This is a genomic window from Brevibacillus ginsengisoli, from assembly GCF_050113715.1.
GTDB classification, from domain to species: domain Bacteria; phylum Bacillota; class Bacilli; order Brevibacillales; family Brevibacillaceae; genus Brevibacillus_H; species Brevibacillus_H ginsengisoli.
In genome coordinates, this window is sequence record NZ_JBNJQR010000009.1 from 217,804 (window position 1) to 242,807 (window position 25,004).

The 25,004-nt window shown below is 46.5% G+C and carries 23 protein-coding genes and 1 riboswitch; of the genes, 13 read left to right on the forward strand and 10 right to left on the reverse strand.

The window, feature by feature from the left end; translation table 11 throughout:
- Window positions 1–93 precede the first annotated feature (93 nt).
- Entirely contained in the window at window positions 94–1,089 is a 996-nt protein-coding gene (locus tag ACQCN2_RS18700) for a metal-dependent hydrolase (RefSeq protein ID WP_426930455.1), read from the reverse strand.
- A 181-nt stretch (window positions 1,090–1,270) separates the two neighbouring features.
- Between ACQCN2_RS18700 and ACQCN2_RS18705 the strand changes: the two genes are divergently transcribed.
- Both ACQCN2_RS18705 and mutY read left to right on the forward strand, forming a co-directional pair.
- Entirely contained in the window at window positions 1,271–1,570 is a 300-nt protein-coding gene (locus ACQCN2_RS18705; protein WP_426930456.1) for a hypothetical protein, read from the forward strand.
- Between the two features lie 9 nt (window positions 1,571–1,579).
- Complete coding sequence (gene mutY / locus ACQCN2_RS18710; protein ID WP_426930457.1) at window positions 1,580–2,677, forward strand: A/G-specific adenine glycosylase; 1,098 nt, start codon at window positions 1,580–1,582, stop codon at window positions 2,675–2,677.
- Window positions 2,678–2,748: 71 nt separating this feature from the next.
- Here mutY and ACQCN2_RS18715 read toward each other — a convergent pair whose 3' ends face one another.
- The 3 genes from ACQCN2_RS18715 to ACQCN2_RS18725 all read right to left on the reverse strand — a co-directional run bounded on the left by ACQCN2_RS18715 (window position 2,749) and on the right by ACQCN2_RS18725 (window position 3,868).
- On the reverse strand, window positions 2,749–2,910 hold the full coding sequence (locus ACQCN2_RS18715; protein WP_426930458.1) for a YrzI family small protein: 162 nt from the start codon (window positions 2,908–2,910) through the stop codon (window positions 2,749–2,751).
- Between the two features lie 158 nt (window positions 2,911–3,068).
- Complete coding sequence (locus ACQCN2_RS18720; protein ID WP_426930459.1) at window positions 3,069–3,230, reverse strand: hypothetical protein; 162 nt, start codon at window positions 3,228–3,230, stop codon at window positions 3,069–3,071.
- Window positions 3,231–3,646: 416 nt separating this feature from the next.
- A complete protein-coding gene (locus ACQCN2_RS18725) occupies window positions 3,647–3,868 on the reverse strand; it encodes a hypothetical protein (protein WP_426930460.1) in 222 nt (73 codons plus the stop codon).
- A gap of 206 nt (window positions 3,869–4,074) precedes the next feature.
- Here ACQCN2_RS18725 and fabL point away from each other — a divergent pair, with 206 nt between their 5' ends.
- The 5 genes from fabL (at window position 4,075) to ACQCN2_RS18750 (ending at window position 9,153) form a co-directional block, all read left to right on the forward strand.
- The gene (fabL, locus tag ACQCN2_RS18730; protein ID WP_426930461.1) at window positions 4,075–4,833 is read left to right on the forward strand and encodes an enoyl-[acyl-carrier-protein] reductase FabL; all 759 of its coding nucleotides are present in this window, start codon (window positions 4,075–4,077) and stop codon (window positions 4,831–4,833) included.
- Window positions 4,834–4,961: 128 nt separating this feature from the next.
- The gene (locus ACQCN2_RS18735; RefSeq protein WP_426930462.1) at window positions 4,962–5,375 is read left to right on the forward strand and encodes a GNAT family N-acetyltransferase; all 414 of its coding nucleotides are present in this window, start codon (window positions 4,962–4,964) and stop codon (window positions 5,373–5,375) included.
- Window positions 5,376–5,432: 57 nt separating this feature from the next.
- Window positions 5,433–5,969, forward strand: a complete 537-nt coding sequence (locus ACQCN2_RS18740; protein WP_426930463.1) for a DUF402 domain-containing protein — start codon at window positions 5,433–5,435, stop codon at window positions 5,967–5,969.
- Window positions 5,970–6,060: 91 nt separating this feature from the next.
- The gene (locus ACQCN2_RS18745; protein WP_426930464.1) at window positions 6,061–7,869 is read left to right on the forward strand and encodes an ABC transporter ATP-binding protein; all 1,809 of its coding nucleotides are present in this window, start codon (window positions 6,061–6,063) and stop codon (window positions 7,867–7,869) included.
- 72 nt (window positions 7,870–7,941) lie between these two features.
- Window positions 7,942–9,153 carry an MFS transporter gene (locus tag ACQCN2_RS18750; RefSeq protein ID WP_426930465.1) on the forward strand — a complete coding sequence of 404 codons (1,212 nt, stop codon included), beginning with the start codon at window positions 7,942–7,944 and terminating at the stop codon, window positions 9,151–9,153.
- A gap of 320 nt (window positions 9,154–9,473) precedes the next feature.
- Here ACQCN2_RS18750 and ACQCN2_RS18755 read toward each other — a convergent pair whose 3' ends face one another.
- From ACQCN2_RS18755 to ACQCN2_RS18775, 5 genes are all read right to left on the reverse strand, one after another.
- Window positions 9,474–10,322 carry an NAD(P)-dependent oxidoreductase gene (locus ACQCN2_RS18755; RefSeq protein WP_426930466.1) on the reverse strand — a complete coding sequence of 283 codons (849 nt, stop codon included), beginning with the start codon at window positions 10,320–10,322 and terminating at the stop codon, window positions 9,474–9,476.
- A gap of 78 nt (window positions 10,323–10,400) precedes the next feature.
- Window positions 10,401–11,222 (reverse strand): pyrroline-5-carboxylate reductase dimerization domain-containing protein, encoded by an 822-nt coding sequence (locus ACQCN2_RS18760; protein WP_426930467.1) that lies wholly within the window; start codon window positions 11,220–11,222, stop codon window positions 10,401–10,403.
- A 124-nt stretch (window positions 11,223–11,346) separates the two neighbouring features.
- Window positions 11,347–12,033: a zinc metallopeptidase gene (locus ACQCN2_RS18765; protein WP_426930468.1), complete on the reverse strand. Its 687-nt coding sequence runs from the start codon at window positions 12,031–12,033 to the stop codon at window positions 11,347–11,349.
- Window positions 12,034–12,297: 264 nt separating this feature from the next.
- On the reverse strand, window positions 12,298–16,836 hold the full coding sequence (locus tag ACQCN2_RS18770; protein WP_426930469.1) for a glutamate synthase-related protein: 4,539 nt from the start codon (window positions 16,834–16,836) through the stop codon (window positions 12,298–12,300).
- 640 nt (window positions 16,837–17,476) lie between these two features.
- The gene (locus tag ACQCN2_RS18775; RefSeq protein WP_426930470.1) at window positions 17,477–18,769 is read right to left on the reverse strand and encodes a glutamate-1-semialdehyde 2,1-aminomutase; all 1,293 of its coding nucleotides are present in this window, start codon (window positions 18,767–18,769) and stop codon (window positions 17,477–17,479) included.
- 168 nt (window positions 18,770–18,937) lie between these two features.
- Here ACQCN2_RS18775 and ACQCN2_RS18780 point away from each other — a divergent pair, with 168 nt between their 5' ends.
- The 4 genes from ACQCN2_RS18780 (at window position 18,938) to ACQCN2_RS18795 (ending at window position 22,577) form a co-directional block, all read left to right on the forward strand.
- Entirely contained in the window at window positions 18,938–19,951 is a 1,014-nt protein-coding gene (locus ACQCN2_RS18780) for an ABC transporter ATP-binding protein (protein ID WP_426930471.1), read from the forward strand.
- Window positions 19,944–20,738 carry an ABC transporter permease gene (locus tag ACQCN2_RS18785; RefSeq protein ID WP_426930472.1) on the forward strand — a complete coding sequence of 265 codons (795 nt, stop codon included), beginning with the start codon at window positions 19,944–19,946 and terminating at the stop codon, window positions 20,736–20,738. Before ACQCN2_RS18780 ends, ACQCN2_RS18785 begins: the two co-directional genes overlap by 8 nt.
- 3 nt (window positions 20,739–20,741) lie before the next feature.
- Entirely contained in the window at window positions 20,742–21,530 is a 789-nt protein-coding gene (locus ACQCN2_RS18790; protein ID WP_426930473.1) for an ABC transporter permease, read from the forward strand.
- A gap of 63 nt (window positions 21,531–21,593) precedes the next feature.
- A riboswitch (FMN riboswitch) is annotated at window positions 21,594–21,737 on the forward strand.
- 234 nt (window positions 21,738–21,971) lie between these two features.
- A complete protein-coding gene (locus ACQCN2_RS18795) occupies window positions 21,972–22,577 on the forward strand; it encodes an ECF transporter S component (RefSeq protein ID WP_426930474.1) in 606 nt (201 codons plus the stop codon).
- A 67-nt stretch (window positions 22,578–22,644) separates the two neighbouring features.
- Here the strand turns inward: ACQCN2_RS18795 and ACQCN2_RS18800 are convergent, their stop codons facing one another.
- Window positions 22,645–23,268 (reverse strand): helix-turn-helix domain-containing protein, encoded by a 624-nt coding sequence (locus ACQCN2_RS18800; RefSeq protein ID WP_426930475.1) that lies wholly within the window; start codon window positions 23,266–23,268, stop codon window positions 22,645–22,647.
- Between the two features lie 174 nt (window positions 23,269–23,442).
- Between ACQCN2_RS18800 and bcp the strand changes: the two genes are divergently transcribed.
- Window positions 23,443–23,904 carry a thioredoxin-dependent thiol peroxidase gene (gene bcp, locus ACQCN2_RS18805; RefSeq protein ID WP_426930476.1) on the forward strand — a complete coding sequence of 154 codons (462 nt, stop codon included), beginning with the start codon at window positions 23,443–23,445 and terminating at the stop codon, window positions 23,902–23,904.
- A 36-nt stretch (window positions 23,905–23,940) separates the two neighbouring features.
- Window positions 23,941–24,996: a M42 family metallopeptidase gene (locus tag ACQCN2_RS18810; protein WP_426930477.1), complete on the forward strand. Its 1,056-nt coding sequence runs from the start codon at window positions 23,941–23,943 to the stop codon at window positions 24,994–24,996.
- The last annotated feature ends 8 nt before the right edge of the window (window positions 24,997–25,004 follow it).

Sequence of the window (25,004 nt, forward strand, 5' to 3'; positions counted from 1 at the left end):
GCTGGACGGTTTTCATATGCGACAAAATGAAAAGGACGACCAACCTCCGTTGAGCGTCCTTTGAAGACTCGTCTAATAACAAGCCGTGAATGTTTAATTGAGCTGGATCTCTTTTTCGGGGTCCATTTTTTTTGCGAGCTGCTCTTCACCACGGTGAATCCAGCCGACGAATGAATCTCGGATGGCCATGGTCTTATCGATGTAGACCACCGCCACAAACATATAGTGGCCGCTGTTCTTGGAGCGGTAGCGCAAATCTGACCATCTGACCTCATAACCAAAGTGGTGTTCTCTTACTTCAACATGAGCATAGCTGGTAAATGAAAGAAAGGCTTGAACCTTCTCATCTGTCTTGGCGAGGGCTACATATTCATTCTCTGGTTTAATGGGAAACGTATCGAGTATAATCGGCTCAGTCCCACTCACTTCACCAACGTACCAATGAGTGTCTGTTTGAACCAGTAATGTCCATTGATTCCAGTTGAACGTAGGAATCAGCGTATAGTTGCCTTTGCGTCCGAACGATATTTGTACGGCTTCTTTCGCTTGTTTGTGTATTCGATAGCGAATCGTATAGTATCCTGCAATAATGAGATAGATTATGAGAAATAGCGATCCGGGTTCCATCCCTTTAGACCACAGCATGAAGCCCATCAGATGGATGCCAAAAATAAACGGATCGAAAATGAAGATGGTATGAAGGGAAATCCATTTCTTATTGAAGGGAGCAAGACCTTGTGTACCATACGAATTAAATAAATCGACAAACACGTGCAGCACCACAGCGAGGAATGTCCAACTCAATACGTGAAGCCAAGCCGTTTGCGGGGCCAACCACTGGATTAATCCAAAGATCCCAAAGGACCAAATAAATAGAAAAGGAATGGAATGAGATATCCCTCGATGGTTACGAATATAGGAGGCACTTCCCCACAACCTGGTGAAGCCGTCCAAGTCAGGTGCTTGCGAGCCTAGAACCGTTCCAATCGTTACTGCTTCGGCTAAGCCAGGATGGGTTGCGACTGCAGGATCTAGGTGAGCGAGAGCCGCCAACCCGAATCCCATGGCAAAATGTGTGGCCGTATCCATTATGAGCAATCCTCTCCTTTCTCATGGAGCATCCGTTGCCAATCCGTTAATTTGTGGATAGAGTTGAAAACTTCGCCTCATCAGGTTTACATTACTTATTATAACGATTCTCTTTCCTGTTTTCTCAGATCAAATAAAATTTTTTCGTGAAGTGGACAAGAATTTTGAAGGAGGAGCGTTAATGGTTACCGTTTTTATCGAATATCAGATTGAACCGGATAAAAGAAATGACTTTCTGCGTCTGCAAGAGAGCTGGGAAGAAGAAGTGCGTATCCATGGTGGGTTAAACTTTCGTTTTTATGAAGGGGTTGACCAACAGTATTTGTTTGTAGAAGAATTTGAAGTGAACACAATGGAGCAGTATCAACAATTCAAATCTCGTAAGACCGCTAACGAGTCTTTTAGCCGTTGTGTAAAGGGCGGGGCTGCCAAGATCCATATCTGGGCGTTTCAACAGGTTTCCGATTATAAGAAGGAGTAACAGTACTTCATGAAAACAAAAAAGCAACTTAGCTATGCTCTTCCCGATGAATTTCATGTGTTTGGGTTCCACCAGGACTTGCTCGGCTGGTATGATTCCGTCAAGCGTGACCTGCCGTGGCGAAAGGATAAAGATCCTTACCGTGTCTGGGTATCCGAGATTATGCTGCAGCAGACACGCGTCGATACGGTTAAACCGTATTACGAGAACTTTATGACTAAGTTTCCAACCGTAGAAGCCTTAGCCGATGCGCCAGAGGAAGAAGTGCTCAAGTCCTGGGAAGGTCTGGGCTATTACTCGCGTGCCCGAAATCTGCAGACGGCTGCCAGAGAAGTGAAAGCCACCTATGGGGGACGGGTACCTGATACGCTAGAAAAGATTCTAAAGTTGAAGGGAATCGGTTCCTATACGGCGGGAGCCATCCTGAGTATTGCCTATGAGCGAGTCGAGCCAGCTGTCGACGGGAATGTCATGCGAGTTTTCTCTCGACTTCTATACATGACAGATGACATTGCCAAGCCGGCTACCAAAACCAAATTTGAGCATATCGTGAAACAAGTGATTCCCGAAGGACGAGCTGGTGACTTTAACCAAGCCTTAATGGAATTAGGGGCAACGGTGTGCGCGCCGCGTAATCCGCAATGCTTGACCTGTCCTGTGTTTGACTACTGTCTTGCGCGTCGGGAAGGGGTTCAGGAGGAACTTCCGGTGAAAGGAAAAGCCAAGGCACCGAAGCCGGTCTCTCTCTTGGCTGTCGTGGTTTCCAAAGGAGACGAATACTTGATCAACAAGCGACCGGAGCAGGGGTTGCTTGCCAACCTGTGGGAATTTCCGATGGTTGAAGAATCCCCGGAGCTTGATGATGAAGAGGCGATCCAAGCATTTTTGGCTCGGCAGTATGGCGTGACTGTTCGTAATCTCATGTATACCGCTAATGTTCAGCATACGTTCTCGCATCTTCAATGGAACCTGGATGTGTATCACGCTGAATACGTTGATGGCGAAATTAAGCCATCGTCCGCTAGGTTCGTGAAGAAAGAAGAACTGGATCAATATGCGTTTTCGGTCGCCCATCAGAAAATCCGAAAAAACACCCTAAATGGATAAAAAACGGGGCCAATCCATCAGTCTTTTTTAGACAATGGATTGGCCCTTCGTGTTGAAGACAAACGCAATGGTTATAGACGTGTGCAGTAACTAGGATAGCTGGATAAATCTTTTACATGTTTATCTTTTCTTTCCTTGATGATTTGCTTTAGGTGCAAGGAAGCCATTACTTCCTCAGAAGTCCTTTTCTTGCGTTCAATAATGATTGTAAAAAAGATCATAGATAAATGCATATTCCTAAACCCTCCTAACCTATTCATTTTTGCAGTCAGGTGCCGTCTAGCGCCTTTACCCCTACTGCTTTGATCATTTGACGACGTTGTCTGTTTGTCATAGAACATTCCTCCTTCTAATTAATCAGGCCGTATGGCAACAAATTACTCACTCGAAATTAGATGCGACCAACAAAGTTTGGGAATTGTGCGGCTTCAATCACTTGAGCTTCTTCCCGTTGACGGAACAGCTCAGCTTGTCGATGGTGGGCAATTTGTTCTTCGGCGCTAGAAGAGGAACGCTCGATTCGAACAGTGAAAAACACAAAGTTGAAAATCATGAATAATCCTTCCTTCCATAAATTAAATTTGGCTCATTTATAGAAAAAGACCGTGGGAATGAGCAAGAACGCTTTATCCTACGGCCTTCATCTGTCAAAAAAGGGAATAAAAAAACCGTAAGTTGCAAGCAACCTACGGAGTTTGTTTCAAGAAAAGACACGGAACGGATAGGAAATTACCGCCCTTTTACCAGTAGGAGGTTGCGTTGACCTATGAAATTGTGATTGTTCATATCAAGCTGCTGCACAACGGGACTAGTTAGCAAAGCAATCAATCTCATCATCAGTCAAACCTCCTTTCAACATTTTAGGGAAAATTTGTTTCGTAGGAATAGGATATGGTAAATTCTTCAACAAGTAAAGGGGGAATTTGGTATTTTTAAATTAAAAGTTTTTTCTGAAAAGTTAGACAAATATCAGTCGTAAATAGGTTCGGATGAATGATCCCAAGCACCTCTATCACTTAATGGGCCACGTTCCTCTAATTCATGGATGACTTTGGAGTGAATGGAAACACCCTCTGCATTCAAGTAAGCGGCAAGCTCCGACATGGCATGGTGAAAGTAAAGAAGCTCATGTATCTCCCACTGGTTGACGGATACCATCGTAAGTTCTTGAAAATCGCGTCCTATGTACATTTACATCCTCCTTACTTTTCCGATAACGATGTGCGCATGTAGTATTATGTTCAAGAATAGGGGGGAACATGCAAAGCGAGCCAGATTCTAGCTTCATTTGCAAAAACGAGGTATAATAAGAAATACGACTTAGTACCAGCTAATAATAGCTGTTGATAAAACACTACACATGGATTGTTTAAAATGGAATTATAGGAGGTTACATAATGAAATCGCAAGCAAAAGTAGCTCTTGTAACAGGTGGTTCCAGAGGGATCGGAAAAGAGATCGCTTCTAAACTGGCAGATCAAGGCTATAACCTAGTTATCAACTATTTGCGGAATCGCTCGGCTGCCCAAGCGACGAAGGAAGAATTGGAAGCCAAGGGAATAGAGGTGCTTCTCGTCAAAGCCAACGTTGGAGATGTCGCCAAAATTAAAGACATGTTCCAGGAAATCGATAATCATTTTGGAAGACTGGATATACTGGTAAATAATGCGGCATCTGGAGTGCTTCGTCCGTTGATGGAACTAGAAGAAAGCCACTGGGATTGGACCATGGAGATCAATAGCAAGGCGTTGCTTTTCTGCGCACAGGAAGCTGCCAAGCTGATGATGAAAACAGGGGAAGGCGGCAAAATCGTCAGTCTGTCCAGTCTTGGTTCCATTCGTGTGTTGGATAACTATACGGCTGTTGGTGTCTCCAAAGCGGCTGTTGAAGCGCTCACCCGTTATTTGGCTGTCGAGCTTGCCCCTTACAATATTGTAGTCAATGCAGTTTCGGGGGGAGCGGTCGATACGGACGCGCTGAAACATTTCCCGAACCGTGAGGAAATTCTCTCGGACGCCGCCAAACGAACTCCAGCGGGACGCATTGTTTCAACAGAAGATTTAGCGAATGCAGCGATCTTTTTGCTCTCAGATCAGGCCTTTATGATTCGTGGACAGACACTGATCGTGGATGGCGGGCTTTCCATTTTGACATAAGATTTGTAAACATACTGTGAGAAAATGTTAGCCTAATCTCAGAATTCTGGTGCAGACGAAAGACAAAAGGGTACGGGTAGTGTAGAATAGGTAGTGGAACTTTTGGAAGCTATCTAAGGAGGCAGTCTATGTTTATTCGTACGTTTCGCCTCGGTGACTACGCTGCGATTACACGTATTTGGCAGGAGACTGGTCTAGAGCACACGGAGATGGAGTCTTTAGATGCTTTAGCCCGACAACTTGCTTGGGATAGCGAATTGGTAATGGTAGCTGAGCTTGATGGAGAAGTCGTTGGGGTTGTGGTAGGAACCATTGACGGGACTCGCGCCTACTTTTATCGATTAGCGGTGGATCCAACCAAACAAGGGATAGGAATTGGACGCAAACTCGTAGAAGCATTAGAGAATCGGTTTCGCCAGCGCGGTGTACATAACGTGCTGATTATGGTGAATCAAGATAATGAGAGAGTGTTGCCTTTCTATCATTCGCTTGGCTATAAGTTGCAAAAATATGTTACACTTTCCAAAAAGCTCTCTTCGTAACAGTCGATCGACGTCTCAAAACCGTAACAGATACAGAAGAGAAGAAAGGGGAGAGTCATGTCGTCTGTACCAGGCAGTATTATTCGGATTGAAAGCTTTAAGCATGACCAGTCTTTGCACCGTTCGTGGGACAAGACTACATTAATACATAGTAGTGATGCCGTTGTCATCGGCGGTAATGACCGTGTAAGGGTGACGGAAGCCGATGGACGTGAATGGCGTACCCGGGAACCGGCCATCTGCACTTTTGGACGTGGCCAATGGTTTAATACGATCGCGATGATTCGTGAAGATGGCATATACTACTACTGTAATATTGGTTCGCCCTTCAGTATGAAAGGCAACCTGTTAAGCTATATTGATTATGATTTGGATGTAAAGGTTTTTCCGGATATGACATATGCAATCCTTGACGAAGAGGAGTTTGCGTTGCACAGCCGCCTAATGAACTATCCTCCACATGTGATGGATCGGGTTCAAAAAGCCTTGAAGGAGGTTCTGGAGTGGATTCATGCTCGCAGGGGACCTTTTCAAAATGGCTTTGTTCAGCGGTGGTATGAACGTTACCAAACGCTTCGTGTGGATGAAGAATAGATCCCTCTCCCTGTTTTTCGATGGGAGAGGGTTTGTTCTTCGCTCAAATAGGATGCCTACGTACTTGAGTAGGTAGAGAAGGAGGGGAGAGATGAAGAGCGTCCTACGCTATTTATCGTTTGTCAAACCCTATTCAGGCAAGATTTTTTTTACAATTTTCATAGGAATTCTGAAGTTTGGGATTCCACTGTTGATGCCGCTCTTTATCAAGTATGTCATCGATGATTTACTGCCAAGCAATATGCCTCAGGCTGATAAACTGAATCAGCTTTTCTGGCTGATGGCGGCGGCTCTCGTGTTGTTTACAGTAGTTCGCGCACCAGTGGAATACTATCGTCAATATTATGCGCAATGGGTTTCCAGTCGGATTCTATACGATGTTCGCAATCAACTGTTTGCTCACCTGCAACGCCTATCCATGCGATACTACAACAACCATAAAGTAGGCGAGGTCATCTCCCGTGTAATCAACGATGTAGAGTCCACCAGGAGCTTTATCGAAACAGGCCTGATGAACATTTGGCTGGATTTCATCACAATTTCACTAACGATTGTTATTATGCTGTACATGGATGTCAAATTGACGTTCATTTCGCTGCTTGTTTTTCCTTTGTATGCCGTTTCTGTCAAATTCTTTTACAAAAAATTGCGCCAATTGACCAAGGATCGCTCTCAAGCCTTGGCCCAGCTGCAAGGACACTTGCATGAACGGGTGAATGGAATTTCGGTTATTCGCAGCTTTGCGATCGAAGAGTACGAAGCCAAGCAGTTTAATAAGCAGAATGAGCACTTTTGGCAAAAGGCCTTAAAGCAAACAAATTGGAACGCGAATACATTTGCGGTTGTCAACACGGTAACGGATATTTCGCCGCTGTTGGTCATTGGTTTTGCCGGTTATTCTGTGATTCAAGGCTCCTTAACCATCGGGACGCTGATTGCGTTTTACGCCTATTTGGAGCGGCTATATACACCGCTTCGCCGAATGGTTAACTCTTCTACCACGTTGACTCAATCTGTCGCTTCCATGGATCGAATGTTTGAATTCATGGATGAAGCGTACGATATTGTCGACAAACCAGGAGCAACGGAACTTCCTGTGGATCCGTCCACCAATCGGGTTCGCGGTAAAATCGAATTTAAACACGTCTCCTTCCGCTATCGGGATGAGGGTGAGAATACGCTAAACGATATTAATTTGACGATTGAACCAGGCCAGACGATCGCCCTCGTCGGGATGTCAGGTGGCGGCAAATCGTCGTTGATCAGTCTTCTTCCACGGTTTTGGGACGTCACCGAAGGACAGATTCTCATTGATGGGGTCGATATTCGGGATGTAAAGCAACAGAATCTTCGGAGTCACATCGGGATTGTCATGCAGGATAACATTTTGTTTAGCGAGTCCGCTCGCGCGAACATCTTGATGGGCGATCCAGAAGCAGGTGAGGGAGCGATGATTGCAGCTGCAGAGGCAGCCAACGCTCACGAGTTTATCTCGAACTTGCCGGAGGGCTACGAAACGGAATTAGGGGAACGCGGCGTGAAGCTCTCAGGCGGCCAAAAGCAGCGGATCGCGATTGCGAGAGTTTTCTTGAAAGATCCGGGAATTCTGATTCTTGATGAAGCGACCTCAGCGCTTGATTTGGAGTCTGAGCACATGATTCAGGAGTCTTTGGCTATTCTGGCAAAAGGACGAACGACGATTATTGTGGCGCATCGTCTTTCAACCATCACGCATGTTGATAAGATTATTGTGATGAAAGAAGGACGGATCGTCGAAACGGGTAAACACGAGGAGCTGCTTGAGCAAAAAGGTGTTTACCATTCCTTGTGGAGCGTACAGGACTTTCTTCCGGTAGAAGAGCAAACTTCTGGGCAAAATCAAGTACAAACAACCTCATAAATTAACGGAAGCTGCCACATGACAAAAGGCAGCTTCTTGATGTTGATAGAGGGGAGAGAAAGGAGCTCTGATATGGAAGAATGGAAAAAGAATTTATACGTACTCAGCGGATGCCTGTTTCTGGTGATGGTTGCCATGAGTATGGTGATGCCATTCCTCCCGCTCTTTATCCAGAATGATTTGGGGATCACTGATCAAGGTCAGGTAACGACGTGGGCAGGGATTATTTTTGGGGCGAATTTTTTAACAGCTGGGCTCGTCTCACCTATCTGGGGCAATCTGGCAGATAAACATGGTCGTAAAATCATGATTCTCCGCTCGGGCTATTGCATGTCACTTATCATTGCCTTAACGGGATTTGCAGGCAGTGTCTGGCAGCTTTTGGGGCTGCGCCTGCTAAACGGAACGGTGGGCGGAATAATTCCGGCAAGCACGGCCTTAATTGCTTCCAGTGCTCCTTCGGAGAAAGCCGGGTGGGCTCAGGGGACGCTACAGTCTTCCGCGGTGGCCGGAACGATTATGGGTCCGTTTTTTGGCGGATTGCTGGCCGAAGCGTTTGGATTTCGGATGATTTTTGTTCTGACTGGCTGTTTAATTTTAATTGCGACCGTTATTATTACGTTCGTTGTAAAAGAGGACTTTACTCCTCCTCCTCCAAAGGAGCAAAGCAGCATTCGGGAAGATTTCAAAGTGATTTTCTCCACGCAACCACTTCCTGCCTTGTTCTTTACGACAGTTATGATCCAATTTGCGCTGTTAAGTGTGAACCCGGTTCTTCCGATTTATGTTCAAAGGTTGATCGGCAGTAGTGAAGGAGTCGCCTTTTTTGCCGGCCTGGTTACGGCCGCAATGGGACTTGCTAACGTGCTGGCTGCCCCGCAGTTAGGGAAACTTGGCGACCGTTTTGGCTCCCAGAAGGTTCTGTTGATCTGCTTGTTTACGGCGGCGATCATTATTTTTCCGCAATCGATGGTTACGTCGGTGTGGCAACTGGTGGCGCTAAGGTTCTTTCAAGGGTTATGCATAGGAGGATTGCTTCCTTCGGTAAACTCGCTTCTTCGCAAGGCCACTCCAAGCGAAATGACCAGTCGAGTGTATGGATATAACAACAGCTTCGTTTCCTTCGGGAGTATGCTGGGTCCGGTCACTGGCGGATTGGTCGCGAGCAAATTCGATTTGCACAGCGTGTTCTGGATGACAAGCGGTTTGTTGGTTATCGGAGGGCTTTGGGTCTGGCACAGCCTGCCCAAAATCGAGCATGTCGGGGAAAATGATTTTCATTGAAAAAAGAAAAGTGGTCTGTTAGCTCATCATGGGCTAACAGACCGCTTTGTTTTTGAATAATATCGGAAAGCAAAATAACTTTACAAAGATGAAGTTATTTTGCTTTCCTTCCTTTCGCGTAAGCCCACTAAAGAAAAGATATCGTCCGCTCGTAGCCTCCTTGGAAGTGAAGCCTAGTGAAGGAAAGGAGAAAGGGATAAGAGTCGCCACCCAACCCCGCAGGGGCGCAAAGCGTTTGGTGACTCCCTTTCGGATTGAGAGAGCGGACTTTTCTAATTCTTTGCGAACTTCCACAGAGCATAGAGGGACGATGTCTTTTCTTATCTCCCTAAAAACTTAAAAATAGCCATCACATCCAGATCTCCCAAGCCTTCCTTCAAAGCAGTCTGATAGGTGCCAGTGACCGTCTCAGCAATTGGGAGGGATGCGCCAGCCTCTTGGGCAAGCCGCAAATCTTTGGCCATGTGCTTGAGAGCGAATGCAGCCGGGAACTCCTCAGCCATAATGGAGGGTTGCTTCATGCGGGCGATCGGCGTTCCTACCGCACTTTCCGTGATAATCGAAAGCATGTCCTCCTTTTGAATCCCACGCTGCTCAGCAAACAGAACGGTTTCAGCCAGACCCTCCACGGTGATCGCAAGCAGAAGATTGATCGCAAGCTTCGCATTGCTTCCAGCGCCATTTTCACCAAGGTGAAGCGCCATTTTGCCCAGAACCTCAAAAATCGGCTTGGCTTTCTGGAAGGTTTGCTCCTCGCCTCCCACCATCACGATCAGATTGCCTTCTTTCGCAGGCTGCACACTACCTGAAACGGGAGCATCGAGGAAGGAGACTCCACGCGCGGCGCACAGGTTGGCGAGTGTCTTTGAAGTATCAGGTGAAACTGTACTCATATCAATCGCGATTTTGCCTGGTTCGGCGGTTTTCAGGAAGGAGTTTTCCCCATCATAGATTTCTTTTACTGCCTGATCGTCACTTACCATCGTAATGACAACATCACACGTACGATAAAGCTGGTCAGGCTGCTCAACCATGTGAGCCCCCAGCTCAAGAAGAGGTTCAGCTTTCGATTTCGTACGGTTATAGACATAAACCTCGTATCCTGCCCGAATCAGATTGGAAGCCATGGGGACTCCCATATTGCCTAAACCGATCCATCCGATGATCATCTGTATCTTCCTTCCTTGCATCTAGTTATGTCTAAAAACATCATGCAGCCTATTTTTGATTATGCAACGGGGTGATGATTATGGTTTGAATTGCTCTTTGACCTTTTCTTTTAACAGCGCATGCTTAGATTCAGTCATCTTGAGCAATTCGTCGAATGCTTGAGGCAGCGTGCGTCCTAATACGCCCAGCCCCTCTTCTGTAATGCCTCCCTTGGTTGCCACCTGTTCGATACACTGGTCAAAGCTGAGCTGTTTGTTTTTAAGGAGTGTTGCTGTCCCCAGCAAGGTTTCCACCAGCATATGACGGTATGTATCTAACGCGAATTCAGGGGTTTGACGAAAGGCAGCCTGGGCGAATTGTTCCATAATGCCCGCAATCAATCCAGGGCCGCTACTGGTCAGAATCGTTGCCGTCTCAATAGCCGATTCGGAAATCTCCTGTGCTTCTCCTATCGCATTCAGTAGTTTAACCAGGTCATCGTGTTGCTGATCAGAAACCCGCTCATGACAAGCAAACAGGCTTACTCCATGAAGCTCCTGCGAGGTTACAGTGGGAATGACCTTAGAAACAGGGCCATCATAGACGGAAGCTAAGTCGTCCAAACTTACACCCGCTGCTACGGACACCAGATGCGCAGAGTTTGAAACCAGCCTTTTGATTTCTTGTAAAACGGGATAGATATCAAGTGGCTTGGTACAGATAAAAATAAGATCGGCTTGCGCACAGAGGGTCTTCATCTCTTCGCAAACCGTAAAGGGGTATTCTTGATTCAGTTGATGACTCTTGGCAGTCGTTCGATTATAGGCATAAAGCTGGGAAGGGGAAACAACACGGCTTTTACTAAACCCCTTGACCAGCATACTACCCATACTGCCAAGGCCAATAATACCAATGTTCATATGGGGACCTCCCAAGATGGAATGATACCATTAATTGTACCCTACTATGTCAACTGATAAGTGATGAAAAAGAGCAGAACCCTGACGTCAGGAGTTCTGCTCTTTGGTTTAGGGACTATAAAGATTAATCGTCGTCTCTGGAGCTGGAGAAGATCATGACATACTTAAGTAATTCGAGAAGAGAGATCAAAGCAGCCGCTACATAGGTCAAAGCGGCGGCACCCAATACTTTGCGAACGCCCTCTTCTTCATAGTTGCGGATAAAGCCCATCTGTACCATCAAGGTTTTGGCTCTGCTGCTCGCGTTGAACTCAACTGGAAGCGTGATGAGCTGGAAGGCTACCGCAGCACTGAAAAAGATAATTCCTAAAAGAATCAGGTTCGCCCAGTGGAAGATAAAACCTCCAATAAGCAACAGTGGTGCTACCCCAGACGAGAAGTTCACCACCGGGAAAATATAGTGACGAGCAACGAGCATTGGATAAGAGACTTTATGCTGGATGGCATGGCCGACTTCGTGACAAGCGACTGAGACGGAAGAAATAGAGTTTCCGAAGTAAACTGGATCAGACAATCGCACGGCTTTTTCGAGCGGGTCGTAGTGGTCAGTCAAAGTGCCTGGGATGTGCTGAACAGGGATATGAGATAACCCGTTGGCATCCAACATCCGTCGCGCTGCCTCAGCTCCGGTAATTCCTGTAGAGACAGGTACCTCTACGTAACGATTGAACGTCCCTTTTACACGGAATTGAGCCCAAATTGACAGACCAAACGCAATAAGGATCAAGAAGTCCATTGGATGAAAAAACATCGTATTACCTCCTTAACGTATAGGAATCATCGAAATGATTGTCTCCAGTACAAGATTGCTCCGTTTAGCATATGGATAACCTATAGCTATACATACGAAACAGGCTAATATAAGTTTCACCTGATATTATAAAATCATTTGCTGCTTAATGGGCAAGAAATTTGATAGAGGGTCAGAAATAATCGCAAACGAAGCCAGCCGCTTTACTCGACATAAAGTGGCTGGCTTCTTCATGGATATGCTGTTCACCGCTTTTAGATGCTCTTATTCCGTAGAAACGGACGGATCCGCTTGCTCTTTACGCGGGGAAATCATAATGAAGTTGTCAACTGGATTGTCCATTAACTTCTGTACGCGTGCGGCTGTTTCGTATTGCTCCGTTGCTAACAGCTCTTCTTTATACGCGGTCAACAACTCTTGAACGTCTCCGACTCCTTGCGCATCTAGGTTGTAAAGGAATACCTTAGCTCCTTTGGCAATCCGACGTTGTAGAGCGGTTTGATCAAAGCCCAGCTCTGGCTGGAGGCGAACATACACCACACCGCCTGTCATCCCCGCACAAATCCATGGACCTGGATCACCCAGTACAACCGCACGACCATTCGTCATGTATTCAAAGGCAAATCCTTTGATATTGGCTCGTGAACCGATACCACCCAGTTCATCACGGATCGGGCCGCGAAGTTCACCGCCGAATACGACATCTGCGCCAGAGAGGCGGATACACGCGCGGGAATCGGCGTTGCCTTGAACGATGAACAAGCCTTTTTGTGCGCCGTAGCAGAAGCTTTTGCCGACGGAGCCGTTGATGTAGGCACCGTTTTTGCCTTTTTCTTTCAAGATGGAGACACGTCCCCCGAAGCCGGTTTTACCAACGCCGTCCTGCCCTCCGCCTTGTACTCGGATTTTGACGCCCTGTGCGTTGTAAGCGGCAAGTCCATTACCAGGGACACTTCCCGCCATAAAGTTGAGGGAAACCTCTGGAAGATGGATGTAGCTTCCGTCTAGATGGTTCTCTACTCTCGCGCCGGACCAACGGCTACCCAGAACTCGCTCTCCTGACAGAATACCGGTGAAGGTTTTTTGAATAGGTCCGTTTTCATTGAAGTAGGAATTAGCGGCGCTTCCAGAGGCTGAGCCAGCCGCAACAAGCACACGGGCTTCTTGCTCGGCATAATCGGCAAAAGAAACACTGCCTGCAAGCGGATGAACCGTCAACAAAGCGGTCAAATCCATTTGCTCTTGACCACGCGCCTGCACCAGTAGATCGGATCGACCCACCAATTCTTGAGCATTCGTGAAACCAAGCTTTGCCGTAATTCGTTGAACCTCTACACCGAACATGTTGAAGAACTGCTTCAAGCCGTTTACTGCCAGATCAAGTTGACGAGGAACGAAGCGACGCAGGCCTTTTTCGTGAGCTTCTTCCATGTTGTCAATCTGGGTGGCGATACCCACATGACACGTATCCAAATGGCAGCCACGACATGTTGTACAACCGACGGCGATCATGGCCAAAGTCGCAAATCCTATACGGTTAGCGCCCAGCAGCATTAATTTCACGACGTCAGCGGCACTTTTCACACCGCCGTCAGCCCAAATCTCTACTTTATGACGCAGTCCTGCTTCAAGAAGGGCGTTGTGAGCCGCTTTGACCCCGATTTCAGCTGGTAAGCCGACGTGCTGCAAGGCGTGGATACGGGCAGCACCTGTACCACCATCGAAGCCGGAGAGAGTAATGTAGTCAGCGCCTGCTTTGGCGATACCTACGGCGATTGTTCCGATGTTGGGGACGATTGGCACTTTGACACAGACTTTGGCTTGATGATTGGCCGTTTTAAGCTCGGTAATCATTTGCGCCAAATCTTCAATCGAATAAATATCGTGATTGTTGGATGGTGAAATCAAGTCAGAGCCGATTGTCGCATTACGGGCAGCCGCGATCTTGGCGGTAACTTTGGAGCCTGGCAAGTGTCCGCCTTCTCCTGGCTTTGCGCCTTGACCAATTTTGATCTCCAGGAGGTAAGAAGAATTGGCTAACTCAACATTGACACCAAAGCGTCCAGACGCGATTTGTATACCGCGTGTCCGAGGATATTTGCCGAGCATATCCTTGATTTCGCCACCCTCGCCATTCATGCTGATCATGTTCAACTGATCGGCTGCTTCAGCGTACGCGCGGAAGGCCGTTTCGTTTTGCGAACCAAACGACATGGACGAAATCAAAAACGGCAAGGAGTGGTCGCCGACGCCAATATTGACCGTAGCGGGATCAATTTCGGAATCCTTATCAATCGCAAAATCGGTTAGGTGTCGAATTGCAATCGGGTTGTCTTTCTCTGTCTCTTCCAGCTTCAAAGCATAATCGGCATACGGAATCTCACCAGCCGCGATTTGCCCAATCAGCTTCCAAAGTCGAGGGAAGATGTGGAACGTTTTGGCTTCTCGGGCTTTTTCATCGGCAAAATCAAGAGCTCGTTGTTTGCTGTCCGCTTCCAGATTAGAGAAGGAAGTACCCGCTTGATCCGAACCGCAGAAGTTTACAATGGACAGTTTGTCAGCCACCTCTTGACCTAACCCAATAGAAGCAAACAGGCGACCATAGCCGCGAAGCTCATGGATTCCGATGGTGGATATCACTTTTTCTACGCCTTTACTTAAGGCGCTGTACAGATTCGCGACAGACTTGACTTGATTCTTGGCGAATACCGTAGCGAACATGACGTAAGGAGAGAGAGCATCCGCACCTGAACCAAGCAGGAGACATACGTCATGAAGCGAGCGAATGGCGCCAGAGCGCAGGATGATGCTGCATTTGCGGCGATAGCTTATACCAGAATCATCAGCGGCCGCCTTTAACGCCTGATCGATAGCGGACGTTGCCAGTAACGGATCAATCCAATAGAGCCCATCACGGTGAGTTTGGGTATCATCCAGTAAGAGGAGCAGGGCACCGTTCTTTACAGCCTGAAGCGCCTCAGTGGCCAGACGATCCAATGCTTGCGCCATTCCTTCTGTTTCCGAAAAATGCGTGCTCAGAATGGCGATACTGCTTGGATTATCATTAAACAGCATGATTAACTGCTCAAGGGTAAAGGTTCCGTGATCGCTAGCCAGCTGTTGCAGTGATTGACCTTCTAACAAAATGGGCGATGGCAGCTCCACTCGTTTACTGGTTGTTTCTTTCGCCGCAAAAGCTGCGCGAGGGCCAATAATCACGCGAGTAGAGAAATGCTCAATCTCACGCTCACGGTCAATTGCCGGGTTCGTCACAACGGCTACGCTCTCTTTGATAAAATCAGCGAGGTTTTGCCGCTCCTTGGAGATTGCCGCAAGCGGTCCGTCATAACCCAATGAACGAATTGGCTCAGCGCCGTTCGTAGACATTTGCTCAATCAATTGAATTTGCTCGCGATCCCAGCCAAAAGCGCTGAATACGGAGGTAGTAGGTTCCGCCATATCCGGTTCACCCACACAGGAGTCCGCTTCGTAGGAAAAATGCAGGTGATGGTTCGCTCCGGCGAAAGCCGCTTTATGCTTGAAGCGTTCCAGGACGATCTGTTGCAGCTCGTGATGGTAGACAACTGTAATCGGCTGATTAGGAGACAATGTAATTCCTACTTTTTCTCCAGGAGCAATGGATTTTGGTTCACTTAACATTTCACGAACAGTGATGACGCCTTGTTCGGAAGAGAAGTAGAGAGAAGCTTCACTCTCCACCATCCAAAGTGGACGTAAACCCAAAGAGTCTACGCTGAACACACATTCGTTGCCGTATCGGGAAACAATCCCTGCAGGTCCTTGAGCAAAGTGTCCCCAAGTCTGACGAAGGTAGACGTACAGATCTTGCAGCTCTTGCGAAAAGCCCTTCATCTCGTGGTGAATCGGCGGGAAGACGACTTCCATCGCTTCAAAAAGACTCAGCCCATTACGATGGATGAAAGTCTCGATCACTCGATTTACGTTCTGCGAATCGCTGCCGCCTGAAACTAAAGGAACCCCCAGCATCTTGGCTTCTTCTTCAAGTTTACTGATCGTATTTATCTCACCGTTGTGGCCCAAGAGGGAGAATGGCTGTACTCGGAAGAAGTTAGATAACGTGTTGGTGGAATAACGATTATGTCCGACTGTAACCGAAGTGGCAAAATCGCCAGCGTATAAATCTTTGAAATATTTTGGCAAAATATTAGCTGCGCCCATTACTTTATAGGCGGTGGAATATGGACTTAAGGAAGCGACATGAACGTTGTACGCCTCTTCAATAGCGACGTGTGCTTCAAACAACCGCTTCGCATATTCGGTTTGAGTCGTGAAATGGGATTCATGTTTCGGTAAAAGGGCAATTTGCCAGAAGCTCGGTTCGTCTTGTCTGCCGTTTTTGCCTAAAGCATCAGAGTTTACCTGATTTTCACGCTCCAGCAAAATGGAGAATTGATGATGACCCAAGAGCGTACGGATATTTGCTTTTACTTCCTGTTCATCATGACCTTGGCGTGGTACAAAGATATGAGCGACCGCGAACTGTTGGCTGAATGCCATATCGCCGTTCAGTCCTGCGTGATGCAGGTATTGACTCCACAAGATTCGTGGAATATCCGTTAATACGCCAACCCCGTCTCCTTCACCGTCAATAAATCCGGAGCGATGCTCCATTTGAATCAAAGAGCGGATGGTTTCGTCCAGGTTTTTTCGAGAGGGTTTCCCTGTTTTTTCAACGATACAGATGATTCCGCAACTGTCATGTTCGATGGCTTGGTACCCTTGAAACTGCTCGATAATTTCGTGGTGTTCTTTTTTTAGCATGATACGGTCAGAAAATCCTGACCCTCCACCTCCTCTTTGAAAAATCCCCTAGACACACTTTAGTCCAATAAAATAAAAAGTATTATTAGAATAACACGAATATTTGATGCGAACAAGAATCGCAGTGGTTAATTATACGAATGTAAGCGTTTTTATACAAGGAAAATATTTTTTAACAATAATCAAAGTCTTACTAAATACCGAACTATATATGTTTGAAACAGTTTAACATTCGTTATTATTTGGTAATTTATTTTTCGATTCAGAAAACGTACGTGAAATGTAAAAATAATGAAATTGAATAAAAATTCTGTCATGTATGTATAATGTATGCTTTATGCAAGATATTGACACAGTAAAGCATAAACGGAAAAAAGCGAAGCAACAGCTTTTATTATGAAAAAACACCCTTTCGAGGCGGAAAGGGTGCATAAATGGTGATGAATGTTTATTCTTGAGTTTTCTGTGGTTTATGATGTTCCGTTAATCTCGGATTTTGAAATCCTAGAACTTCCATTGTTTTGGAGCTCATTTTGGGATCCATTGTTTTTTCGGGAGCTTGCGGAAACGATTTTTCTCCTTTGGACACTGTAATAGCCTCCTTTAGGTGCGGTCTATGGCTAGTATGTCCAAACGACTGTTATTGACTCATTTTCGCAAAGGAACGATCGACAGCTTCAATGGTTTGAATGATGTCTTTTTCCGTGTGAGCTGTCGTGACAAACCAAGCCTCGTATTTGGATGGAGCGAGGCAGATGCCTTCATTCAGCATCAGACGGAAGAAGGTAGCGAAGGTTTCGCTATTGGCTTTTTGAGCGCCATCGTAATCTTTAACGGGCTCATCGGTGAAATAAACAGCGAGAGCACCTTTGACGCGGTTTAGCTGGATTGTAATCTGATGACGCTTGGCTGCTTCACGGATCCCTTGCTCAAGCAGACTTCCCAAGCGATCCAGCTCCTCGTATACTCCCGGTTGCTTCAAGACTTCAAGGCAAGCGATTCCTGCGCGAATGGAAGCTGGATTGCCGGCCATGGTTCCCGCCTGATAAGCAGGTCCAAGTGGGGCTACTTGCTCCATGATTTCGCGTTTTCCGCCATAGGCTCCGATTGGGAGACCTCCGCCAATGATTTTACCCAGTGCTGTAAGATCTGGTTCGATGCCAAGTAAATTCTGCGCTCCGCCGTAACAGAAGCGGAAAGCGGTAATCACTTCATCATAAATCACGAGAACGCCGTATTCTTTGGCCAATTTGGATACATGCTCTAAAAATCCCGGCTCTGGCATAACAATACCGAAGTTGCCGACAATTGGCTCAACCAGAATGGCAGCTGTTTCACTGCCCCAACGCTTCATGGCTTCTGTGTATGTATCTGGATTGTTAAATGGAATGGTAATGACTTCGTTCGCAATGCTCTGTGGAATCCCGGCGCTGTCAGGAATTCCGAGGGTAGAAGGTCCGGAACCTGCTGCTACCAGTACGAGGTCTGAGTGACCATGATAACAACCGGCGAACTTCATGATTTTGGTTTTGGCTGTATAGGCCCGCGCGACACGTATGCAGGTCATGACAGACTCTGTTCCGGAATTGTTAAAGCGGATTCGTTCCATAGAAGGAATCGCTTCGCGGATCATCTGCGCAAACTTAATCTCCCATGGGGTAGGAGTTCCATATAAGGTTCCGTTCTGTGCCGCTTCCGTAATCGCTTGGGTAATGTGCGGGTGGGCGTGTCCTGTAATGATTGGGCCGTATGCCGCTAAATAATCGATATATTGGTTGCCGTCCACATCCCAAAAATAAGCGCCTTGCCCTCGCTCCATGACGACAGGGGCACCGCCGCCAACTGCTTTGAAGGAGCGGGATGGACTATTTACGCCACCAACGATAACTTCCGTCGCTTGCTCATATAATTTTTGTGAAGTTTCCCGATTCATATTCAAACCTCTTTTCTTTGCAAACATTCACCATTTATCATAGCACACTTGATTATTGCAGTTGGTTGTATTTTTGGTCTTTGCCAAAGGGTTGTTCCTCATATACACTTACTAGGGAATAGTTACTTTATTTAAATACTTTTGAATAACATTAAAGGAAGTGCCTTGATGATTCATGTAAAAGGGTTGCAAAAGGAATTTCGTATACATCAAGCTCGATCTGGCCTTTCAGGTGCGTTTCGTGACTTGTTCAATCGTGAATATAAAACTGTCAAAGCAGTGGATGGCGTCACGTTTGATGTAGAGCCAGGTGAAATGTTCGCGCTGATTGGAGAGAACGGTGCGGGGAAATCAACCACAATCAAGATGTTGACAGGGATTCTCACGCCATCTGGAGGAGATGTCCGGATTAACGGATATGTGCCTTATGAGGAGCGGGAGAAATACGTGAAATCCATTGGAGTGGTGTTTGGTCAGCGCTCTCAATTATGGTGGGATCTCTCGCCGATGGAATCGTTTCGCTTGCTAAGACATGTCTATCAAATGGAGGAAGAAGCGGGGAAAATCTGGCTGGATCGTCTGATTGAAGAGCTGGATATCGGCTCGTTTGTCAATCAGCCGGTTCGTAAGCTGAGCTTGGGACAAAGGATGCGTTGCGAGATCGCGGCCGCATTGATTCATAAGCCTGCCCTGCTGTTTCTCGATGAACCGACTGTAGGACTGGATGTTCTGGTCAAACAAAAAATTCGGGACTTCTTACGCAACCTGAATGAAACGGAACAAATGACGATTCTGCTCACTACACATGACGTGACCGATATTGAAGCGCTCTGTAAACGGGTGCTGGTTATGGACAAGGGCAAACTAATTTTTGACGGTCAACTGGTCGATCTGAAAGAAAAATGGGGCAATGGAACTGAGGTTATTTTCTCCTTCAAGAAAAAAGTGACACTGGATCAGCTGCGAGCTGTCTTGAACGATCTTCCTTGCGAGCTTGAGATCGAAAATGAGTACGCGATTAAAGTTCAACTGAAACGTAGCCAGGAGATGCTGCCGTTCCTGCTCTCGACAGTGATGTCTAGCTTGGATGTAAGTGATGTGAAGATTACCGAAGCAAGTACGGAAGATATCGTGCGCAATATTTACAGTACGGACGATAGCGGGGTTATCAGCTATGGGTAAATTATATGCCGAATTAATCCGTATGCGTTTTCTGACTCTGCTAGCTTACCGTGTGAATTACTATAGTGGGATCATCATCTACGGGATTAACATTGGGGCGTACTATTTTCTGTGGGGGGCGATTTACGGGAATCAATCCAATCTCGCCAATCTTTCTGCGATCCAAATGACGGCCTACGTAGCGATTTCGTGGATGTCGCGCGCTTTTTACTTTAATAATATTGATCAGGAAATCGCCCAGGATGTTCGTGAAGGAAAAGTGGCGATTGAGATGATTCGTCCCTATAACTATTTATCGGTGAAAGCGGCGCAGGCGTTGGGCGAGGGGATCTTTCGCTTTCTGTTTTTCGCCGTGCCAGGGATTATTCTCGTCAGTTTGTTTATCCCGGTTCATTTTCCGACGTCAGCGCAGACGTGGGGCGTCTATCTTTTCAGCCTACTCATGGCGTTTATCATCAATACCCAAATTAACTTGCTCACGGGTGTGCTTACGTTTTTCTTTTTGCGAAACGAGGGGATGATGCGGGCAAAGCGGGTGGTTGTTGACTTATTGTCAGGTCTCATTCTGCCGATCAGCTTCTTCCCGGGATGGGCTCAATCGATTCTTCACTTTTTGCCTTTTCAAGCGATCAACTACTATCCCAGCATGATTTTCGCTGGAGCGGTTCCAGCATCCCAGATAGTCCAAGTGCTGCTGCTTCAACTCGTTTGGATCGGCGTTCTGTTAATACCCATCACCGTATTGTGGAACCAAGCGCGACACAAGCTCGTGGTGCAAGGAGGATAGTTGATGAAACAGGTGTATTTGTTGTTTTCCCATTACCTGAGCCAATACTTCAAAACAAGATTAGCCTACCGCGCTGATTTCATCGGAGAATTTTTCTCGAACCTCATTAATGAATTGATCAATTTGGTGTTTATTCTCGTGGTCTTTCAGCATGTTTCCACCTTGAAGGACTGGACTCGTGACGAGATCATCTTTATCTATGGCTTTTTTCTGGTGCCTTATGCGGTATTTACGATGTTTTTTGGCTTTTGGGATTTTAATGAACGGTATATTATTCGCGGGGAAATGGACAGAGTATTGACTCGTCCGATCCACAATCTGGCGCAGGTTTGTTTGGAGTCGATTGCGCCGGACCGCATTTTTGGTGTGATCACGGGATTGATTATTATGGGGTATGCGGCGATTCGACTGAATCTGCAGTTCGCCTGGTATGATGTCTTCGTGTTCATTGGATTGGTCATCAGCAGCGTTCTGATTTATGCGGGAGTTTATACGGCTATCGCGGCTGTCAGCTTTTTCTCCGATTCTCGAACAGGAATTGCGCCGATGATCTATAACATCCAGAACTATGGCCGCTATCCAGTTGATGTTTACAACAACGTGATCAAGTTCATTCTTACCTGGATATTGCCGTTTGCCTTTGTCGGCCTTTACCCATCCGCCTATTTCTTGGGCAAGAAGGATTGGTACCTTTTCACCATGCTGACACCGTTGATGGGCATCGTCTTTTTTGCGTTGGGATTGCTGATTTGGAACTGGGGAGTAAAGAAATACCGCGGAGCCGGATCATAAAATTATTACCAGATGATTGTCAAGAAACATACTTCCCAAGTATAATGAATTCGTGAAAATCACATATTCCTTCGGGGCAGGGTGCAATTCCCGACCGGCGGTGATCACATTTGTGTAAGCCCGCGAGCCTCTCGCTGTTAAGGCAAGAGTGCAGGATCTGGTGAGATTCCAGAGCCGACAGTACAGTCTGGATGGGAGAAGGATGACGACAGTGCGTTTGTACACGTGCTTTGTTTGTGCATGCGTATGGTGATCATGAGGCTTGGGAAGTCAAAAGCCTTTGGTTCGCTATACCCTTATGCATAGGGTTCGTCCAATCATCATGACCTCGGAGTCTTTACTTCGGGGGCTTTTTGCGTGGTTGGGATATCCGGTAGCTAGTGTTGCGTATCTGTTGCCATTCCTCAAAAGAAGGAAAAACAAACTGAGGAGATGGTAATCATGCAACAAACGCAAGTACACTCGGGACACTTGTCCAAAACAAGAAAGCTGGTGGCGATTCCATTGTTTGCCGCTGTAGCGTTTATCCTGCAGTATCTGGAATTTCCGCTGCCGCTCTTTCCTACTTTCTTAAAGCTTGATTTCAGCACGTTGCCAGGTCTGATCGGCGGTTTGATGTTCGGTCCCGCTGCCGGGGTACTGATTGAACTGATTAAAAACATCCTGCACTTATTGCTGAAAAATACAGATGGTCTTCTTGTGGGGGAATTGGCTAACTTTATCGCAGGAGCGAGCTTCATTCTAGTGACGGTTGCCTTGCAGCGTGTACGTGGAGGCAAAAGCGGATTTGTGCTTGGTCTTCTTGGAGGCACCATCTTGATGACAGCTGTAATGTCTGTGGCCAATTATTATGTGTTGATGCCAGCCTATTCGGTTCTTTACCATATGTCGCTGGATGCGTTAGTGGCCAGCCTTCACATGGATAGCTTGTGGTCGTTTATTTTGTACGCGATCGCGCCATTTAATTTATTAAAAGGAATTATAGTCGCTTTAATCGCATATCCGATCTTTATCAAACTATCTCCGCGTCTGCGTTATATGGCATAAATGAAAAAAGGAGCAATCCCTGTGAGGGTTGCTCCTTTTTGAATGCTACAGTTGTATCTGCTTGTGATTAATCTAGCTCGTCCGAATCAATGAACGGTTCGTCGTTATCATCTGTCGGCGCAGGTGGAGAAAGTGGGAATAGCATGTTGAGGCTCTTGAATTTGCGACGATCAGAGGAGATCTTGAGATCCTTATATTTTTGGATCAGCGCATTATATTCTTGTACAAATGCGTTTCGTTCTTCTTTGGACAAAAATAATTCGGTGACATTATAGGCGAATGTGTCGTTATACTCTTTACGCACATCGACATCGCTTTCTACGAATTGATTTAACGTTCTCATCAAATCTTTCTCTGTGGTACGAAGTGGTGAGAACATAATGTCACTAAACTGTTGCGCGTTTTCTTCAATCATCACGCGCAGATTGACCGAAATGACTTTAGCGATTGGTTGGTAATACTTTTCAACAATGGAGCCTTTTACGCGGGTGTCGACTTGTTCGAGCAAACCAGCACGAACTAATTCTTTCACATGATAATGTAAACGCGCCGCATTTTCTCCGAGTTCTGTCGCGATTTGTTTAGCGGTACGCGGCTCAAGATCTTCGAATAATTCAAGAATTTTCACACGTTCTGGTATAGCAAGGCACTTAAGCGCTTCCGGGTCTGTCACATTGTAAAACTCTCTCATGAATGTTTTCACCGTCCAGATTCTACTAGCGTCAGTTTATAATTCTTTATTAATCCATTGTTTAATTGTAGCGTTTTCTTGGGCGGTGTGCAATGGACTAGCATTGAATCTTTCGTGTATCTATTTAGTTTGTTAAAATAAGACAAACTCATAATTGGAGGAAGGGACTCTCAAATGGTTGAAATTGGACAGATCGCTCCAGATTTTACATTAGAAGCAAGCAATAATCAAACAATCTCACTGGCAAATCTGCGTGGGAAGAATATTGTGCTCTATTTTTATCCCAAAGACATGACGCCAGGCTGCACGACAGAAGCATGTGATTTTCGAGACTATCATCCCGAGTTCGGTAATCTGAATACGGTCGTCCTTGGTATTAGCCCGGATGATGTGAAATCTCACGACCGATTTGTGAGCAAGCATGAATTGCCATTTACACTGCTTGCCGATCCGGATCACAAGGTTGCGGAAGCGTACGGCGTTTGGGTGCTGAAAAAAATGTACGGTCGCGAGTACATGGGCATTGAGCGGACAACTTTCGTCATTGATGCTGAGGGAAAAATCGCGCGTATTTGGAATAAGGTAAAAGTAAAAGGGCACGTTCAGGAAGTTCTTGAATTCGTTAAGCAACTATAAATTACATAAAATACATAGGTAAAGGAGAATGCATAGATGAGTCAGTTGCCGATTGATTACATGGTGGAAGCGTTTTGTGCGTTGGCGAATACCCCGAGCCCATCAGGCAACACGGGAAAAGTCATGGGTTGGGTAGAAGAGGAATTGGATAAACTTGGTGTAAGCTATAAACGGACGAATAAGGGAGCCGTTCTCGCAACCATTCCAGGCATCAATCAGGAGAAGCATCGACTGCTTACCGCCCATGTGGATACGTTGGGAGCGATGGTGAAGGAAATCAAAGCGAATGGCCGGTTGAAGCTTGCCTTGATTGGCGGCTTTATGTGGAATGCCATTGAAGGGGAGTACTGCCAGATTGAGACAGGGAACGGACGTATTTACACGGGAACGATCCTGACGACCAAAGCTTCTGTGCACGTCTATGGCCGTGAAGGGGAAAAAATGGAGCGCACCGAGAATGTGATGGAAGTTCGTTTGGATGAAAAAGTGACGAACAAAGCGGAAACCCTTGCCTTAGGCATTCGAGTGGGTGACTTTGTTTCCTTTGATCCGCGTGTGACAGTTACAGAGAGCGGGTTTATCAAATCTCGCCATCTTGATGATAAGGCAAGTGTGGCGATTCTTCTCGGGATTATGAAACAGATTGGCGAATCCAATATTCAGCTTCCGTTCACGACTCATTTCCTGATCAGCAACAATGAGGAAATCGGATATGGCGGCAACTCCAGTGTTCCGACAGAGACTGTTGAATATGTGGCTGTCGATATGGGCGCGATTGGGGACGGCCAGACAACCGATGAATACTGTGTGTCGATTTGTGCCAAGGATTCCTCCGGGCCGTACCACTACGGACTGCGGAAACATTTTGTCGCTTTGGCAGAAGAGAACAGACTGAACTATCAGGTTGATATTTATCCATTCTATGGGTCAGATGCGAGTGCGGCGCTTCGTGCGGGGTATGATGTCGCGCACGGATTGATCGGACCAGGAATTGACGCTTCTCATTCTCACGAGCGTACACACAAGGATGCTTTTGAGAATACTGCCAAGTTGGTTATGGCGTATCTCCAATCTAAAGAGCTGGTCGTGTAGGAGGATTT

Coding starts and splice junctions, on each gene's coding strand:
- mutY (WP_426930457.1), top strand. CDS start 1,580: ATGAAAACAAAAAAGCAACTTAGCTATGCTCTTCCCGATGAATTTCAT.
- ACQCN2_RS18735 (WP_426930462.1), top strand. CDS start 4,962: ATGTTTATTCGTACGTTTCGCCTCGGTGACTACGCTGCGATTACACGT.
- ACQCN2_RS18760 (WP_426930467.1), bottom strand. CDS start 11,222: ATGAACATTGGTATTATTGGCCTTGGCAGTATGGGTAGTATGCTGGTC.
- ACQCN2_RS18705 (WP_426930456.1), top strand. CDS start 1,271: ATGGTTACCGTTTTTATCGAATATCAGATTGAACCGGATAAAAGAAAT.
- ACQCN2_RS18775 (WP_426930470.1), bottom strand. CDS start 18,769: ATGAATCGGGAAACTTCACAAAAATTATATGAGCAAGCGACGGAAGTT.
- bcp (WP_426930476.1), top strand. CDS start 23,443: ATGGTTGAAATTGGACAGATCGCTCCAGATTTTACATTAGAAGCAAGC.
- ACQCN2_RS18795 (WP_426930474.1), top strand. CDS start 21,972: ATGCAACAAACGCAAGTACACTCGGGACACTTGTCCAAAACAAGAAAG.
- ACQCN2_RS18780 (WP_426930471.1), top strand. CDS start 18,938: ATGATTCATGTAAAAGGGTTGCAAAAGGAATTTCGTATACATCAAGCT.
- ACQCN2_RS18740 (WP_426930463.1), top strand. CDS start 5,433: ATGTCGTCTGTACCAGGCAGTATTATTCGGATTGAAAGCTTTAAGCAT.
- ACQCN2_RS18770 (WP_426930469.1), bottom strand. CDS start 16,836: ATGCTAAAAAAAGAACACCACGAAATTATCGAGCAGTTTCAAGGGTAC.
- ACQCN2_RS18720 (WP_426930459.1), bottom strand. CDS start 3,230: ATGATTTTCAACTTTGTGTTTTTCACTGTTCGAATCGAGCGTTCCTCT.
- ACQCN2_RS18745 (WP_426930464.1), top strand. CDS start 6,061: ATGAAGAGCGTCCTACGCTATTTATCGTTTGTCAAACCCTATTCAGGC.
- ACQCN2_RS18810 (WP_426930477.1), top strand. CDS start 23,941: ATGAGTCAGTTGCCGATTGATTACATGGTGGAAGCGTTTTGTGCGTTG.
- ACQCN2_RS18790 (WP_426930473.1), top strand. CDS start 20,742: ATGAAACAGGTGTATTTGTTGTTTTCCCATTACCTGAGCCAATACTTC.
- ACQCN2_RS18715 (WP_426930458.1), bottom strand. CDS start 2,910: ATGCATTTATCTATGATCTTTTTTACAATCATTATTGAACGCAAGAAA.
- ACQCN2_RS18765 (WP_426930468.1), bottom strand. CDS start 12,033: ATGTTTTTTCATCCAATGGACTTCTTGATCCTTATTGCGTTTGGTCTG.
- fabL (WP_426930461.1), top strand. CDS start 4,075: ATGAAATCGCAAGCAAAAGTAGCTCTTGTAACAGGTGGTTCCAGAGGG.
- ACQCN2_RS18725 (WP_426930460.1), bottom strand. CDS start 3,868: ATGTACATAGGACGCGATTTTCAAGAACTTACGATGGTATCCGTCAAC.
- ACQCN2_RS18700 (WP_426930455.1), bottom strand. CDS start 1,089: ATGGATACGGCCACACATTTTGCCATGGGATTCGGGTTGGCGGCTCTC.
- ACQCN2_RS18800 (WP_426930475.1), bottom strand. CDS start 23,268: ATGAGAGAGTTTTACAATGTGACAGACCCGGAAGCGCTTAAGTGCCTT.
- ACQCN2_RS18755 (WP_426930466.1), bottom strand. CDS start 10,322: ATGATCATCGGATGGATCGGTTTAGGCAATATGGGAGTCCCCATGGCT.
- ACQCN2_RS18785 (WP_426930472.1), top strand. CDS start 19,944: ATGGGTAAATTATATGCCGAATTAATCCGTATGCGTTTTCTGACTCTG.
- ACQCN2_RS18750 (WP_426930465.1), top strand. CDS start 7,942: ATGGAAGAATGGAAAAAGAATTTATACGTACTCAGCGGATGCCTGTTT.